Raw genomic sequence first — 16,107 nt, 5'->3', positions numbered from 1 at the left:
TGAATGTTAGGGTGGTTCAACCATTGGGGTTGTCATTTTGCCTGATTTTAAGTATAAAAGGGATGCGTTTTACTCAACACACCCCTTCTAAGCTTAATTTTCTACATTAATAAACAATTTCCCATCTGCCTGTTTCCGTACTTTATCATTCGCTCGATTCTTTGCCCGAACTTCGATAATAGCACCTTCTGTATAAGAATTTTTCCTAGCTGTCCAGAAGCCAACATAGTTCCCGCTTTTCATCTCCATCATCGGTACTTCAACAGGTCCTTCATTAAGATAAATAACAAATGACGCTCTTAATCCTGGTTCACTATCAAATGATATCTTGACACTTTTACCAGTATCTAAATATACATCTTCTTTCGGCATGATATTTTCGATTACGAAAGCCTCTTCTTGGTCTTCTTCAATATAAACTGTTATCTGTTTCTTCGTTTCATTGCTTGCCTTATCAAAAGCAATCACTTCGATTTGTTGTTCACCGAACTCGAATTCAATATCCTGTGTAAAATAGCCTTGTTCATCAACCATTGTTTCTTGCCCATTAATTGTCACACGGTCTAGGTGTTGATCTTTGGCATGTCCTTTCACTGTTACTGTTTTTTCACCAATCGTTTCGCCGTCTTGCGGGCTAATAATTGTAACAACTGGCTTATTAGTATCTAATGTAACGGTAACGATTTCAGATTCGGCTATCTGCTTCCCATCGATGAGCGAAATGGCTTGAAGCTCATTATTCCCTTCGGCTAATTCAACAGGAATAGCAAATTCTCCATTTGGGCCGACTTCTTCTACAGCTATCTCTAACTCATTATGCATGAGCTGAATCATTGAACCTGATTCTGCTGTACCTCTCACGGTTATCATTTTTTCATTCGTTATCAATCCAGATTCTGGTGATGTAATGACTGGTTCGACTACTTCTGATGATGCACCGTAGTCAACGAGTGCTCGAATCATATAGTTTCCGGCACTTTCATCAGCTTTAAACCAATAACCCGCTATATAGTCCCAACTTCTTCCCGCATTTTGGCGAGCATCTCCATCTGAAACAAATCCAGGAATATAAGGATAATCATCTGCTTGTAAATAAACAATATAGAAATCACCTTCAACAATTATACCTAAATGTGACAAATCAACTTCTGTCCACTCGTTTAAATCTCTTTTAGCTTTTGCTTTAATTGGACCTGCTAATTTATTTCCAGGTGAACCGTCTTTACCTGTCGCATCATAAATGGCAATTTCTATATCATCGCTACCTGGAACTGGGATATGGCTAGCCCAAAACTGTAACTTCGCACCTGTTAATAAAGCACGTTCCTTACCATCATCTAATGACATCTTTACAGCAAAACCATTGCCTTTTTTACCGAACGCATAATTTTTACTATATCTTCCATTATCATACTTGATCTCTGTTTGTTCCGTCGAACGGAAAGGTTCAAGTTCTAAATCGATCATTAAATTTTGACCACGTTCGACTGTTATGGCTTGGGAGGTGCCGACAAAACCAGGTGCATATACTTTTAACGTATACGTTCCTTCGTAGGCATCTAGTTCGTATATGCCATCATCTTCAGACTGCGCATGTTTCTGCTCCTTATCCTCTAATAACATGATACGAGCTCCTTCAATCGGTTCACCTGTTGTACTTTTTATCTCACCGGATATCGTTTGTGTTGGTAAAGCCGTTAAACTGATTGTTGGGCTAACTATGCCGTTTTCGTCTAATGTCACCTGTTGTGTAAATGGTTCATAACCATACGCTTTAACTTTTAATGTATACTTACCTGGTGGATGGTGAATGGAAAAACGCCCGTTCTTCGGATTTGTTTTTGTTTGCCAGCCGGTTTCTTCTATATTAATTATCGCTTCCATTGGTATCATGTCTGCATTATCTACTGGATTGAAATCGACGCTTGCTTGGAGTACCTCTTCCGCTTTTGCTGGTATTTTCAACGTGACATCTTTATCAAAAATTTGCTGTTTAGATACATTTGCTTTTGATTGACTGTTAACGACTTCAACATCATCAATATACCATCCATCATTTTGACTATCAGATGTTTTCAAATTAAAGGCAATATATACTTTTTCATTCGCATAGTCTGATAAATCTAGACCAACTTCATGCCAACGCGTATTTTCTTGCCTCACTTGATATAATGGTTCCCAGGCTTCTCCATCTGTTGAAATAAAGACCGTTCCTGTGTCTTGACCAAATAAACTTAATTTATACCATGTTTTAAAACGGAGCATCGTATGTTCTTCGACTAAAATCGGTGGCATGACTAATGTCATATCTGAATTTCGCTCATATTGTCCCCGTAAATGTGTACCCATGACGTTTTCCCCAGAAGCTGCCTGTTTGGGACCGTATGTTGGCTTTCCCCATTCCCATGAGTTGTTGATACCAAATGAATACCAGCCATCAGGATATCCTTCAAAGTCTTCAAAGTATCCTCGTTTAACCCCTTCTTTTATTTGGACTTGATATACATCTGTTTTCGTTTTCTTACCGGAAAAATCGTCAATCTCCCACCAATACTCAAATGACTCAGCTGTTAAATGATCTGCTGGAATAACCGATTCATATATGCCATCTAAATGATTACCTAATATTTGCTTTCCTTTATACACTTTTGTTTCACCATTTATTGAAACATGTAAATTTACCGTATTCACACTTACATCATCTTGTGCTCGTATCTGAAACAGTTCATCTCTACCTTTAAAAACTGCTTTTCGAGCAAGATGTTCATAGATTGGTTTTTCCTCGTCTTTTCCTGCAGCAACTACTTGTCCTTTGATTGTCCCGATACCTTGCTGAACAGCTCGAACCGCTTCATTTGCTTGCAAGAATCCATATCCGTATCCGTTATTTGGATAATCTGGATAAGCATTGTCTGTTTTCTTTTGTGCGGTTACTTTTAAAATATCATCTACTTCCTCAAATGTAAGTGACGTATCTAATTGCTTCATCAATAATATCGTTCCAGCAACATGTGGTGCTGCCATCGATGTCCCGTTAAAAGAACGATATGAGAAGTCATTCCAAGAAGCACCTGGAACAGATGAACGTACACTTACACCTGGTGCAACGAGGTCTGGTTTAATATCACCATTTTCGGATGGTCCTCGGAGTGAAAAGTCTGCTAAGTTCCCATCTGAATCAGTCGCTCCTACAGCAATAACTTCTTTATAATTTCCTGGAGCCGAGGCAGAACCCGGATCAGGTTTTAGAAAAAATCCAGCATTCCCCACTGAAAAAACTGGAATGATCCCTGCTGATCGCCACGCTTCAACCATCGGTAAAAACCAATCATTATGAATCGGATTTCCGCCCCAAGAATTGTTGACAACATCTGGAGCTTTTTCTGGATGTGGGACACCATTTTCATCTGTTGGTGCTAGCACCCATTCTGCCGCTTCTAATATATAAGAGTCGTAGCCTTCATTATCAAAAAATGCCCTTGTGGCAATCCACTTTGCCCCTGGAGCAATACCGACTTTATTTTCACCATTTTCTTCTTGTCCGACCATCGTCCCCATTGTATGTGTTCCATGTCCATCAGAATCCATTGGGCTCTTACGATCAAAGACCGCATCATGCCAATTAAATTCATGTGATGGATTTTCAGGGTCTTCTGGATTGTATCCCCGATATTGACGCTTCAACGCAGGATGATTTCCTTCTACACCACTGTCGATATTTGCTATAACAACACCTTCACCTGTAATGCCTTCTACCCAAAGTTCAGGTACACCGATTTGTTCAATATTCCATTCTATTTCTTCAGATGATAGAGACTTAGAATCAGTGATAGGTAACTGTTTCATTTCATCTAATAAGATAGACTTCACTTCAGGCAAACGTGCAATGTCTTCAACAGATTGCTTAGTACCCGTTACTGCGATACTATTAACGATAAAAAACGGTTTAAATGTTTTTATCTCCTGCTCACTCGTTTTTAAATATGAAAGTAGATTTTTTTGTGTCGTCTCCGCCTTATTTTGTAAAGACGATACAACTGCTCTTTGTAATTGCTTTTTCGTATTTTGGCTTGACAGACCATTCTTTTTAGCTTGTATGCTTGCTTGTTGTGCAACTTGGTTCGTGTCTACTTGTTCTTCTAATATAATTAAATATCTGACATGCTCTTCCTCTTTAAAAGCATCTAGCAGTTTTGCATCAACTTTTTCACTAGCATTATTTTCTTCATTGTGCCCTGTTTTTTGGGCGAAAATTTGCAACGGTAGTAAAGTTGATAACAGCATCAAAACAACGACAAACTTTGTCACAACACTAACGTGTCGCTTTAATTTCTTCCCCATCATCTCACCTCTAAGATTTTTTTGGTTGAGGCTATTGCATCTGAATATTCTTCGTTCTATGCAGTGCCTTCTACTTGATTTAGGTCATAGATTACCAGAGAAGAATCGCGAAGTTTGTCGAATCTTGTCGCAGTTATCGTAATTTTGCTAATTTGATAAAATAGAACTATGATATTTTTAAAATAAACAGGAATTTTATCCTATTTATCCATTTCTCATTCACAGCTAATGAAAAAACTTATGACTTGATGCCAGCACGGTTTTCTTTTCATTAGGAGATTATTTTATAGTTGGCTTAACTAAAATACAGTACAAACAGTTCGAATGTATCACGGCAATACATTTCTTTCCTGATTGGGTAAATACTAATGATAAATAAAAAACCGCTAAATTCTTTATTTATATTAGTTATTCAAGGAGGTTATTTCATGGAACGAGAAATAGGCAGTCGGGAAAAAGGCATCTGGCAGATATTGAACGGAACAAAGAATATATATTTAAAGAAATTAAGTAATCAGGTCATTGTCATTACAGGAGCATCAAGTGGAGTTGGTCTTGTAACTGCAAGAATGGCTGCTGAGATGGGTGCAAAAGTGGTTGTAGCCGCAAGAAATGAAGAAGCACTAAAAGAACTCGTTAATGAATTACGACAAAAGGGCCATTCTGCCATCTATGTAAAAGCAGACGTTGGAGTAGAGGAAGATGTTAAAATCATTGCGAAGACTGCAATAAGAGAATTTGGACGTTTTGATACATGGGTGAATAATGCAGGGGTAACCATCTTTGGTTATGCAATGGATGTGAGTAATGAGGATATGAAACGGATGTTTGATACGAATTATTGGGGAGTTGTATACGGCTCAAAGGAAGCGGTGAAACATTATACAGAAAGAGGAATTCCGGGTGCACTTATTAATGTTGGAAGTTTATTTGGGGATCGGGGGACCCTTATTCAATCGACGTATGCTCCTTCCAAATTTGCAGTACATGGATGGACGGAAAGTTTAAGAATGGAGTTAGCAAAAGAAAATTTACCTGTTTCAGTGACACTCATCCATCCTGGCAGAATCGATACGCCTTACACTGAACATGCGACAAGCTATTTAAACAAGCAACCGGTCCATATAGGAATGCTTTATCCACCTGAAGCTGTAGCTGAAGCAATCCTGTATGCCGCAGAACATCCAAAGAGAGATATGTATGTCGGCTCACAAGCAAAACTTATCCAATTTATTAGTGCAATCTTTCCGCGCTTGACAGATAAACTAATGGAATATATTATACCGCCAACTCAATATGACCCTAATAGACCATCCAAACCCCGAGAAGAAAGTAATTTATATCGTGCTGCTTACGGTATGCATGAAAGAGGAGCGAATATAGGTTGGAAGCGGTCTACCAGCATGTTCGTTAAGGCATCTAAGCACCAAGCCCTCTTCAATATAATAGCAGTTGGATTAGGAATACTGGCTTTGACTAAAATAACGCGAAGTAAATAGATTTAATCAAAGATATTTATATCCTACATAGAAAAACTCCCACGCACATTGCATAAGAGTTTTATAGTTATTAACTATTCTTTTTATGTTTTGCCATCTTAAACGGTGCATAAATCAATGCCCCGACCAAGAATAAGCCGAGATAACCAATTAATGGGTAGAAAAATGCAACTAAATCAGTAAATCCGACAAAGCTTGCGATAAATCCAATCGTAGCAACAATAACAATGAAGATGTTCGCTGTTTTAGTGCGCATTTCTACAAACCGAGCGGTAAACGCATAAAACATACTCACACCTGTATTAAAGATCATTCCGAATAAGACGAATGACATAAATACTGCTAAGCCCGGTGAAATATCATCAATGATTTTTAGCATCGGCATGTCAAACGCCGCGACAGTATCAACTTTTGAAAAAATCGCTAAATGACTGAGTAAAATGAGAATACCTAAACCTAAACCGCCAAGAAATCCACCAATTGAAGCGACCCGCTCATTCTTTTCTGCTCCACCCATAACGAGCGACATCGCAGCACCGACCGCAATATTAAACGATACATAATTCACGGCTGAAATAAACCAGTTTGGTAATGTCGTGTCTACTTCTTTTGCAATTGGATTTAACTGAGCAAAAGATGAATCCATTGTTAACAAGCTGTACACACTTATGATAATGATCGCCACAATGAGGAATGGCGTGATACTTCCTATAACAGCAATGACGCGTTGGACGTTTAACATGACTGTTAAGATAATAAGAATCGTCAAAATCAAACTTCCAACAAATGGTGATAAGCCGAATTGCTGATGTAAAATTGATCCCGCCCCAGCAATCATGACAACACCAACACTAAATAACGTGAAAATAATGACGTAATCCACAATGATGCCAATATAGCGACCACTTATCCAGTAAATAACTTCTTTATGTGATGTTGTCTGTGTACGACTACCTAGTTTCGTCAAAGTCATCCCTAAATAAGCAAAGAAAGCGGTTGCAACAATTGCCGCAGCTGTCCCCATATAGCCAAAACTCGTGAAGTATTGTAATATCTCTTGTCCTGATGCAAATCCTGCCCCGACAATGATGCCAATAAATGCACTAGCGATTTTCAAAACCCTTAACATATAATCCCCCTAAAGTAATAACCCCAATTATCCGACAATTTTCAGACAAAATTTTATAAGATGTTACATATTGTAACAGATTTCTAGCCTATTAGGAAATATTTCTATTATTTTACTTTTAAAAACAAGCTGTTTTCACTTATTTCGGGGGATTAAGTTAGGATTGAAAAATCATTACTCTATCTCGAAATTATTCTCTTCTTCTCTCTGTTCACCCTGTAAGGTTTGTTCAAATAGATCAATAATCTCTAAAAATCGTTCAGCTTCTCTAAACGTGTGATCAGCTAATAATGGATGAATATTACTTTTGATTCGACAGGCTTCAATCAATTCACGGGCCGTCTTTTTAAAATCTCTTAATGACCGAACAGATACACGATTTTCGTCTAAAAACTGGCTTAGCAGTGGGTCTGTTTCGGATTGTGGACGCATTGAATCGAGATCAATTGCTTGGAACACGAGTTGATCAAAATCATGGCCGAACTCCCTTGCTTGTTCTACTAATTGGCGTTCAGATGGATCTAAAAGATGACCGATAAATTTAGCATGATCAGCCATAATTCTAAGAAAGAACACATTTTCGTCAATAATGGAATCACGTTGATTAGGCAATTTCCCTTCATTTAATTCTTTTAACCGATTAGCAAAATAAGCCGCTTCACGACTAATATGATCAACGAGCAAAGGATAATTATTCGTTAGGATCTCACAGCGTAATATGAGTCCAAGTACTTTGCGTTTATAATGCCATACAGCTACAGCTGCTTGATATACCTCCGAATTAAAACGATAAATCTGATTAAACTCAGCATCGCTTGGAAAACGCCGTGCTCTCTCCTCGATTGTTTCAAACAGATGAATGAAATATTGAGCTTCTTCAATTAAACGTTGCTGTTCAAACGTAAATCCTAAACTGAGAAAAAACGCATGTTCCTTCATAATCCGTGACCAAAACAAAATCTCATCTAAAGACTGTTCAACTAGCGATTTTTCCAAAAAGGTCTCCTCCTTTAGTGAGCTTCTTTCTGATATATATGATAAGAAGGAAGTTCGCATACCTTTTTATTGGAATGGAGACAATGTATTGTTTGTGTTATGAATAGGAGATCCAGACGGTTGTTAATATAATAAATAAACCGCCTCATTTCAAACATTTTAATTAGAATGACATGCCAATACAAATGAAAAAGGACCGTCTATTGACAGTCCACTGTTAAAGCACCAGTTAGTGTAATAAAACCTCATAATATAATTTTAATTATTTAATAAACTCTATGATTAAAACCATTAATAGCCCTATTATTATCCCGATGTCTGGAGCAATATTTTTAGTTTCTTTTCTCTTATCAAATATAGTTATTATCTTGCCGAGTATGACTAAAATTTGATTTGATTTAAACTCTAAGTCTGGAATTTTCTCAATCATACTTTTTGTGTTCGAGGATGGCGCGATTTTAGCCTTGGGATTGAGTAAATTTCACATGGGATTGCGCGATTTCACACTGGAATTGAGCGATTCTACTCTATATAACCCCATACTCACATAAAAAATCTGGGCATGTCACTAAAAACGCCCAGATTTTAAAATGGCATATAAGATCCATAAAAACATAACGGTTGCCACGACAAAACCTATTTCAATGACTGGAATGTCCCAGAGGAGTGTTGATTGGCGAACCAAGGCTGAACCGATAATGAGACCGGCCATAAAAATACTAAAAGCAAGTAACACAATACTGAATGACAATCGGTTACTAATACGGTCTAGTTTTTTTAATGAGCGTTCCAGTTCTGGAGATGTGATTTCCATGCGAATTTTCCCTTTTTTAATAATAGATTTTAATTGTTTGATTGAAAAAGGTAGGTCAGAAATCAGCTCTTTATACTCGACAAAACTTTGGTACATATCGCTCGCTATTTTTTTGGGATGATATTTTTCTTTTAATAATTCACGGCCAAATGGTTCCGCCATCTTCACGATGCTTAATTCGGGATGTAATTTCTCCACGATTCCTTCGGTTGTTAGCATTGTTTTCCCTAACAAAGTCAACTCGCTCGGTATATAAATATGATGTTCATAGGATACTGAGAATAGGTCTTGAATCGCTTCACCTAAGTGAACTTCACTTAATGGAACATCGTAATATTTTACTCTGAGATGTTCCATGTCGGTATGTAGTTCACGCATATCGACATTCTCAGGTACCATCCCCATTTCGGAAATAGCTTTAATAATATCGTCAGTCTGTTGTCGCATCAAGGCAATGACAAATGAGGCTAAATGCTCTTTCAGCTCTGGTGTTAAATGACCAACCATGCCAAAGTCCATAAAAATAAGCTTTTCTCCGGGTAATGCTCGAATATTACCAGGGTGTGGATCACCGTGGAAAAATCCTTCCTTGAAAATCTGCTGGAACATCGCTTGAACAAATCGCTCAGCAATTACCTTACAATCAATCCCATTTTCACGCAGTGCTTGGACATCATCCAATTTGATGCCTTCTACATATTCCATCGTCAAAACTTTATCCGTTGTATATTCCCAATAGATGGAAGGAACATGAATATTTGAGTTATCTTGAAACGCCTTCTTAATTCGCTCAGCATTCCGACCTTCTTGTTTATAATCTAATTCCTTCATAAGTGACTTGGAAAATTCTTTAATAATCTCTTTTACTCGATAACGAGCAGCGATTTCTAAGCGCATTTCTGCTAAAACCGCTAAATCTTGGAGGATTTCTAAGTCTGTTTTAATGGTTGATTGAATGCTTGGTCGCTGAATTTTTACAGCGACGCGTTCACCTGAACGAAGAATCGCTTCGTGTACTTGTCCGATTGATGCTGCAGCTATCGGTGTTTCGTGGAAAAATTTAAAATGCGTATCTAATGTAACACCTAATTCATTTTCTATTATTTCTTGTACATCATTGTATGGAAATGGGGCGACATTGTCTTGTAATTTTTTTAATTCGCTTATGATTGAATCCGGTAAAATATCAGAGCGCGTACTTGCAAATTGACCTAACTTAACAAATGTTGGGCCTAGTTCTTCTAAAAATAAGCGGATACGTTCCCCAGTCGTTTTCCGTTCTCGTTCGGGTGGTTCTTTTGTAAACATACGTTTCGGGAGGGAAACTAAATCATAAAGCCCTAATTCATCAGCGATATACCCAAAGCCATTTCGTGAAAAAGCTTTGACAATATCGCGATATCGTTGGATATGTCTAATACGTTTTTGAAAAATAACAATCCCTCCCTATATTTGTACCTGGCCTCATCAGCATAACGAATGAGCGCCCATCTATGACAGTATGTTTTTAGCTAAAAATTATTTGGATTCAGTCTTTTCTCGTGCTTCTTCTAATTGTTCAACGCGTTGTTTTAGTGCGTCGACTTCTTCTTTCGTAGCTAAGTTGAGTTCATCTAATAACTGTTTTACTTTTTGATCAATGCGTTCATCTAAATCTTTTTTCGCTTCTTCACCTTTTACAACTAATTCATCGACAAATTCTTTTGACTCTTGCTTTGTCAATTCCCCTTTTTCAACGAGTTCATTAACAATTTTTTCAGCTTGTTCTTTCGTTGTTATTGCAAGTCCCAACCCTAATGTTAAACCTTTTTTAATCATGTTTTTCATTGTGGTTCGCTCCTTTTTGGAATTGAAATTCTTGAGTCTATTTATCATTCCAACAGAAAGACTGTTGTATCACTTAGTATAACATCTTTCTTTTCGAACTGGCGATTGACAAATGACAGATCACTAACAATTAAATTCCCGATTCAATGATCATTACAGTCAATCGTTTGACAGATGTTGAAAGTTTTCGTAGTATGTACTAAATAAAAGTAGGTTCCATTCTACTTTTAACAAATGAATAGAGGAGAGATGAGTAGAGATGAGAGTAAAAGAGCAAGTAGCTGAGAAAGGTTTTTTTGGTGAGTTTGGCGGGAGTTTCATACCAGAAGATTTGCAAAAAGTCATGGCACAGCTTGAAGAAGCATTTGAGTTGTATAAAGATGATGCTGACTTTCAGGCAGAGTTCCAATACTATTTAACGGAATATGTTGGACGCGAAAACCCACTGACATTTGCTAAAAATCTAACCCGAAAAATTGGTGGCGCCAAAATTTACTTAAAACGCGAAGATTTAAATCATACTGGCGCTCATAAAATTAATAATGCGATTGGCCAAATATTATTAGCGAAACGTATGGGAGCAAAGCGAATTATTGCCGAAACAGGAGCAGGACAACACGGTGTTGCAACAGCGACAGCAGCGGCAATGTTCAATTTACCTTGTACCGTGTATATGGGAAAAGTTGATGCTAAACGCCAAGCGTTGAACGTCTTTCGAATGGAATTACTCGGTGCAGAAGTCGTTGCCGTTGACAAAGGTGAAGGCCGTTTAAAAGATGCTGTCGATGTTGCGCTCGAAGATTTGGTGCAAAACTATAAAGACACATTTTATTTATTAGGGTCTGCTGTTGGACCACATCCATATCCGACGATTGTTAAGCATTTTCAAGCTGTTATTAGTGACGAAGCTAAACGGCAAATTTTGAAAAAGGAAGGTAAATTGCCGACAGCTGTTGTTGCCTGTACAGGTGGTGGTAGTAATGCGATCGGAGCTTTTGCACATTTTATAGATGAAAAAGATGTTCGCCTAATCGGTGCCGAGCCAGCAGAGGCCGCATCATTAACAAAAGGAAAAACAGCTGTTTTACACGGTTTTAAAAGTTTAACATTACTAGATGAAAACGGTGAGCCAAGCCCGACTCACTCCATTGCTGCGGGGCTTGATTACCCTGGAATCGGTCCAGAACATAGTTATTTAAAAACAACTGGACGCGCTGAATATGTAACAATCACAAGCGAAGAAGCATTGAATGCTTTTCACACATTGTCTAAAACAGAGGGCATTATACCAGCCCTTGAAAGTTCCCATGCAGTAGCTCATGCAATAAAACTAGCAAAGAAATTGGACAAAGACGATTGTATTCTAGTTAACTTATCTGGCCGTGGCGATAAAGACGTCGCGCAAATTTTTGATATGATGAAACAAAAATAATAAATACAGTTCAGAAAGCCTTGCAAAGTCCCAATGATGGATTGCAAGGCTTTTATGATGATTTATTGCGGGGTTAAGATGGCGCTCGATTTTGCGGTGTTGGCGCTCGATTCTGTGATGGTGGTGCTCGATTTTGCGGTCGCAGCGCTCGATTTCTGGGCGGCAGCGCTCGATTTTGCGGTCGCAGCGCTCGATTTCTGGGCGGCAGTGCTCGATTTTGCGGTGACGGTGCTCGATTTCTGGGCGGCAGCGCTTAATTTTTTTAACCAAGCGCGCTATTAAAATAAGTCCTTTATTCAGTCATTAGTCGAAAATCATAGCTTTATTTTGTACACTAATAGATAGGACAAACAATATTTAGCCTAAGGAGTAACAGATGAAACAGATTATTGAACTATTGAATGAACCACTTATTTTAGTTTTTGTCATTTTATTTCTTGGCTCTTGGCTTGGACAAATAAAAATAAAAGGACTCAGTTTAGGAGCAGCAGGTGTATTACTTGTTGCTATGGTGTTCGGGCATTTTGGCTATGAGGTTTCGCCGATTATCCAAAACCTTGGACTCAGTTTGTTCATTGTCGCCATTGGCCTTCAAGCCGGACCTAGTTTTTTCCGGATGATGCGTTCAAAAGGGATGATTTTTGGAATCATTTCCTTGCTCATTGTAACCATTTCAGTTGTTACGACGGTTATTGTAGCAAAAGCATTTCATATCTCACCTGCTTTGAGTGTCGGATTAATGACTGGTGCATTAACAAGTACACCTGGGCTTGCAGCGGCACTTCAAGCGACGGGTGATCCGCTCGCATCGGTTGGATATGGGATCGCCTATCCTTTTGGTGTATTAGCTGTCGTATTATTTGTTCAGCTTTTACCACGTATAACTAGAATAGATTTGAAAAAAGATTTAAAAGCAGCGAAAGACCCGATTAAAACAGATCAATCACCGGAAATGATTAAAGTCGTCGTCACTAATCCACAATTCCATAAAAAAACGTTACACGAGTTGGCTTTTAGTAAAAAATCAATTGTTATTAGCCGAATTATCCGTAACGGCCAAACAATGATTGCTCTAAGTGATAGCGTTATTTTACTCGGGGATAAACTAGTCGCTGTTGGTGTTCAACCTAATCTAAATAGCTTTAGTCGTGAAGTTGGAGAAAAAATTGACCTTGATTTAGAAAACCCAGACAACATTAAACTACGAAAAATAACCGTTGAGGCCGATGAGATGGTTGGGAAAAGTTTAAAAGAACTTAACCTTCGTCAAGCATATGGAGCAACTGTCACACGAATTGTTCGTAATGGAATTGAGATTAGACAAAATCCCAATATGCCCCTTATTCGCGGTGACGTTCTTACTGTTGTCAGTACAGAAGATCGCTTGAAAGAAATTGAAAAGCTCTTTTCAAAGAAAAAACTAACCGTTACAAACGTCCATATCTTTTCAATTAGTACAATTTTACTCATCGGTATATTAGTTGGCACGATACCTATTAAATTACCAGGCTTTGGGACAATTACATTAGGTGTTGCTGGCGGACCGTTATTTGTCGCCTTAATCATCGGACATTTTGGGCGCTTAGGCCCCATTCATGTGCGTTATTATGGACCAGCAAATCAGGTCATTCAAGAATTAGGGCTTGTCCTCTTTTTAGCTGGAGCCGGAACGACGGCGGGTCAAGGATTGATTGATGTGATTCAAACAGAAGGACTAAAGCTCGTTTTTGCAGGAACACTTATTACCATCATTCCAATTGTTCTAGGCTACCTCATCAGTAAAAAGGTCTTTAAATTAAGTGTCGTCCACTCATTAGGGGCTCTAAGCGGCGGTATGACAAGCACGCCTGCACTTGGTGCACTCAATCAACTAATTGACTCGGAAGATCCCGCGATTGCCTATGCAGCTGCTTACCCATTTGCGCTTATTTTTGTCGCTGTCGCTTCGCAGTTGATTGTGTTTTTTATTTAATTACTTATCTTGAATGATTTCTCCCACAGATGACAGACTGGGAAAAGAACTAATCTTTTCCCTTTAGTCAATTTCTTACTGTTTGGTAAACTCATGCCGAAAAAATGGGAGTTAATATCTTATAAAAATGCCTGGGTGAGTTCTTAGATAAAAATCGCGTTGGGATTGTATATTACTTATTCTACTCTTCACATTTTTATCAGATGGAACACTCCACTCGTTGTGGTTTTCAATTTTTCACCGAGTTTACATTGAGTAGAACTCCCCCACTCGCTGCGTTTTTCAATTTTTCACCGAGTTCGCATTGGGTAAATAGCAGACGAAGTTACTTAGTCTTTTTTCCTTGCGTACCAATCATTTAGATTAATTACCTAAAACTCTTATACGCCTGAATCCCAGCTGCTTCCTCAGCTGAAGTAATTGCGCGAACAACCGCCTCTTCCATCACTTTAACAGCCATACTACCAATTAAATCGACCGAAGCGGTTTGATTACCTGTACCAAGCGCGAAAATCGTGTCACCGTCAAACATCGTATGAGCTGGGTAAATTGTTCTAGCGAAAGCATTGTGAGTCATTTGGGCGATTTTTTTCGCTTCAGCTTTTGTTAAAGTAACATTAGCGGCTACGACACCAATTGTCGTATTGGCCCCAGCCTTTGCAAACGTATTCGGATTTGATTGCATAAATTCAATACTATCCATGATTTCTTTTGTCTCAGGGTCAATTGGCCCTGCTAAAATTGTTCCGGTTTTTGGGTCACGAATATCACCGACTGCATTCACGGCAACGATGGCCCCAACAACAATCCCGTTATTAAGATGGATTGATGCACTGCCTAATCCGCCTTTCATACAATGCTCCATGCCACGTAACTTTCCGACGGTCGCACCACATCCAGCACCGACATTACCAAATGGAAAAGAGCCCTTTCTTGCTTGTTTAGCAGCTTGATACCCCATCGCTTTATCGGGGCGAATCTCAGCATCACCTACTGCCAAGTCAAACAGGACAGCACCTGGTACTATCGGGACTTTCGCAACACCGACATCAAAGCCTATCCCCTGCTCCTCTAGATATTGCATGACCCCATCTGCTGCTTCTAAACCAAATGCACTTCCGCCAGATAAGGTGATTGCATGAACCTTGTCCACTAAATTAATTGGGTCCAATAAATCGGTTTCACGTGTCCCTGGTGCAGAACCGCGTACATCCACACCACAAACAGCACCTTTCTCAACCACTACAACTGAACAACCCGTCATTGCCTTCGTATTTTCCATATGTCCTACTTTAATACCAGGCACATCTGTAATATTTTCGAAAGACATGAATAACACCTCATTTTTCCATGCTCTTATTCCATTTTACAATTAAATCAAAAAAATGGCATACATTTGAAAATAAGTTGAAGGATTGGAAGTTTTGTTTCTCTTTCATATCAACTACTTAACAAATTTGTTTCATTTAGTCCTCACGAATTAAAAAACATGTCATAACCTGTTATAATAAAAGTGAGATTTGTTTCAAAGGGGCGATTTTTTATGGTAAAGGTTAAGATGAATGTTCAAACGGCATATCGAGGACAGTTACTTCGTTCTGGAAAAGTTTATGAAGTGGAAGAATCAACAGCTAAACGTTGGATTGCTGCTAAATTAGCCGAAAAAGTTGAAGAAGAACATTAAGTCAGCCCGTACATATAAATAAAACCGCTAGCCCATTTGGTTAGCGGTTTTTTGAATGCTCTTGCTGTTCGATTATATATGAGAGCTGTCTACCTATTTGCGAAGAATTCCTCTGCCTTCTCAAGATAAACTTCTTGTTCGGGTGTGAGATCATATTCTTCAACGATAGCATCAACTGGACATACAGCTAAACATGCACCACAGTCAATACATACGTCAGGATCTATGTAAAATTGATCAGGTCCTTCCTCAATACAATCTACTGGGCAGACACTAACACATTCTGCAGCTTTTTCATTTCGACACGGATCTAAAATAACAAAAGCCATCTATATTATACCTCCCTAATTTCGAAGTTTGTTCCTACACTTTATAATGATACACGACATAGCCGCTGCAAGCAATTAGCTTGC

Annotated in this window: 12 protein-coding genes; 5 read left to right on the top strand and 7 right to left on the bottom strand. The window is 38.6% G+C overall.

What is annotated here, in order from left to right:
* Positions 1 to 93: 93 nt before the first annotated feature.
* A complete protein-coding gene (locus VIG73_RS12160) occupies positions 94 to 4,341 on the bottom strand; it encodes a S8 family serine peptidase (protein WP_331642359.1) in 4,248 nt (1,415 codons plus the stop codon).
* Positions 4,342 to 4,769: 428 nt separating this feature from the next.
* On the opposite strand from VIG73_RS12160, the gene VIG73_RS12155 reads away from it, so the two are divergent.
* The gene (locus tag VIG73_RS12155) at positions 4,770 to 5,840 is read left to right on the top strand and encodes an SDR family oxidoreductase (RefSeq protein ID WP_331642356.1); all 1,071 of its coding nucleotides are present in this window, start codon (positions 4,770 to 4,772) and stop codon (positions 5,838 to 5,840) included.
* Positions 5,841 to 5,910: 70 nt separating this feature from the next.
* On the opposite strand, the gene VIG73_RS12150 is transcribed toward VIG73_RS12155, so the two are convergent.
* The 4 genes from VIG73_RS12150 to VIG73_RS12135 all read right to left on the bottom strand — a co-directional run bounded on the left by VIG73_RS12150 (position 5,911) and on the right by VIG73_RS12135 (position 10,606).
* Positions 5,911 to 6,969: a hypothetical protein gene (locus VIG73_RS12150; protein ID WP_331642354.1), complete on the bottom strand. Its 1,059-nt coding sequence runs from the start codon at positions 6,967 to 6,969 to the stop codon at positions 5,911 to 5,913.
* Positions 6,970 to 7,143: 174 nt separating this feature from the next.
* Positions 7,144 to 7,965 carry a DUF2935 domain-containing protein gene (locus tag VIG73_RS12145; protein WP_331642353.1) on the bottom strand — a complete coding sequence of 274 codons (822 nt, stop codon included), beginning with the start codon at positions 7,963 to 7,965 and terminating at the stop codon, positions 7,144 to 7,146.
* A gap of 568 nt (positions 7,966 to 8,533) precedes the next feature.
* On the bottom strand, positions 8,534 to 10,213 hold the full coding sequence (locus tag VIG73_RS12140; RefSeq protein WP_331642803.1) for an AarF/ABC1/UbiB kinase family protein: 1,680 nt from the start codon (positions 10,211 to 10,213) through the stop codon (positions 8,534 to 8,536).
* Between the two features lie 84 nt (positions 10,214 to 10,297).
* Complete coding sequence (locus tag VIG73_RS12135; protein WP_331642351.1) at positions 10,298 to 10,606, bottom strand: phasin family protein; 309 nt, start codon at positions 10,604 to 10,606, stop codon at positions 10,298 to 10,300.
* Positions 10,607 to 10,865: 259 nt separating this feature from the next.
* On the opposite strand from VIG73_RS12135, the gene trpB reads away from it, so the two are divergent.
* From trpB to VIG73_RS12120, 3 genes are all read left to right on the top strand, one after another.
* Positions 10,866 to 12,038 carry a tryptophan synthase subunit beta gene (gene trpB / locus VIG73_RS12130; RefSeq protein ID WP_331642349.1) on the top strand — a complete coding sequence of 391 codons (1,173 nt, stop codon included), beginning with the start codon at positions 10,866 to 10,868 and terminating at the stop codon, positions 12,036 to 12,038.
* 78 nt (positions 12,039 to 12,116) lie between these two features.
* The gene (locus tag VIG73_RS12125) at positions 12,117 to 12,320 is read left to right on the top strand and encodes a hypothetical protein (protein ID WP_331642347.1); all 204 of its coding nucleotides are present in this window, start codon (positions 12,117 to 12,119) and stop codon (positions 12,318 to 12,320) included.
* A gap of 94 nt (positions 12,321 to 12,414) precedes the next feature.
* A complete protein-coding gene (locus tag VIG73_RS12120) occupies positions 12,415 to 14,010 on the top strand; it encodes an aspartate:alanine exchanger family transporter (protein ID WP_331642345.1) in 1,596 nt (531 codons plus the stop codon).
* Between the two features lie 367 nt (positions 14,011 to 14,377).
* On the opposite strand, the gene VIG73_RS12115 is transcribed toward VIG73_RS12120, so the two are convergent.
* Complete coding sequence (locus VIG73_RS12115) at positions 14,378 to 15,340, bottom strand: P1 family peptidase (RefSeq protein WP_331642343.1); 963 nt, start codon at positions 15,338 to 15,340, stop codon at positions 14,378 to 14,380.
* Positions 15,341 to 15,553: 213 nt separating this feature from the next.
* Here VIG73_RS12115 and VIG73_RS12110 point away from each other — a divergent pair, with 213 nt between their 5' ends.
* Positions 15,554 to 15,694, top strand: coding sequence for a hypothetical protein (locus tag VIG73_RS12110; RefSeq protein WP_331642341.1), 141 nt, complete (start codon positions 15,554 to 15,556; stop codon positions 15,692 to 15,694).
* Between the two features lie 89 nt (positions 15,695 to 15,783).
* Here the strand turns inward: VIG73_RS12110 and VIG73_RS12105 are convergent, their stop codons facing one another.
* On the bottom strand, positions 15,784 to 16,023 hold the full coding sequence (locus tag VIG73_RS12105) for an indolepyruvate ferredoxin oxidoreductase subunit alpha (protein WP_331642339.1): 240 nt from the start codon (positions 16,021 to 16,023) through the stop codon (positions 15,784 to 15,786).
* Between the last annotated feature and the right edge of the window lie 84 nt (positions 16,024 to 16,107).

Origin of the sequence: Cerasibacillus sp. (assembly GCF_036516575.1) — a bacterium.
Lineage (GTDB): Bacteria > Bacillota > Bacilli > Bacillales > Amphibacillaceae > Cerasibacillus.
The sequence above is the reverse complement of the archived record's forward strand: the minus strand, read 5'-3'. Positions and strand labels throughout refer to the sequence as shown.

Coding starts and splice junctions, on each gene's coding strand:
- VIG73_RS12160 (WP_331642359.1), bottom strand. CDS start 4,341: ATGGGGAAGAAATTAAAGCGACACGTTAGTGTTGTGACAAAGTTTGTC.
- VIG73_RS12155 (WP_331642356.1), top strand. CDS start 4,770: ATGGAACGAGAAATAGGCAGTCGGGAAAAAGGCATCTGGCAGATATTG.
- VIG73_RS12150 (WP_331642354.1), bottom strand. CDS start 6,969: ATGTTAAGGGTTTTGAAAATCGCTAGTGCATTTATTGGCATCATTGTC.
- VIG73_RS12135 (WP_331642351.1), bottom strand. CDS start 10,606: ATGAAAAACATGATTAAAAAAGGTTTAACATTAGGGTTGGGACTTGCA.
- trpB (WP_331642349.1), top strand. CDS start 10,866: ATGAGAGTAAAAGAGCAAGTAGCTGAGAAAGGTTTTTTTGGTGAGTTT.
- VIG73_RS12125 (WP_331642347.1), top strand. CDS start 12,117: ATGGCGCTCGATTTTGCGGTGTTGGCGCTCGATTCTGTGATGGTGGTG.
- VIG73_RS12120 (WP_331642345.1), top strand. CDS start 12,415: ATGAAACAGATTATTGAACTATTGAATGAACCACTTATTTTAGTTTTT.
- VIG73_RS12115 (WP_331642343.1), bottom strand. CDS start 15,340: ATGTCTTTCGAAAATATTACAGATGTGCCTGGTATTAAAGTAGGACAT.
- VIG73_RS12110 (WP_331642341.1), top strand. CDS start 15,554: ATGGTAAAGGTTAAGATGAATGTTCAAACGGCATATCGAGGACAGTTA.
- VIG73_RS12105 (WP_331642339.1), bottom strand. CDS start 16,023: ATGGCTTTTGTTATTTTAGATCCGTGTCGAAATGAAAAAGCTGCAGAA.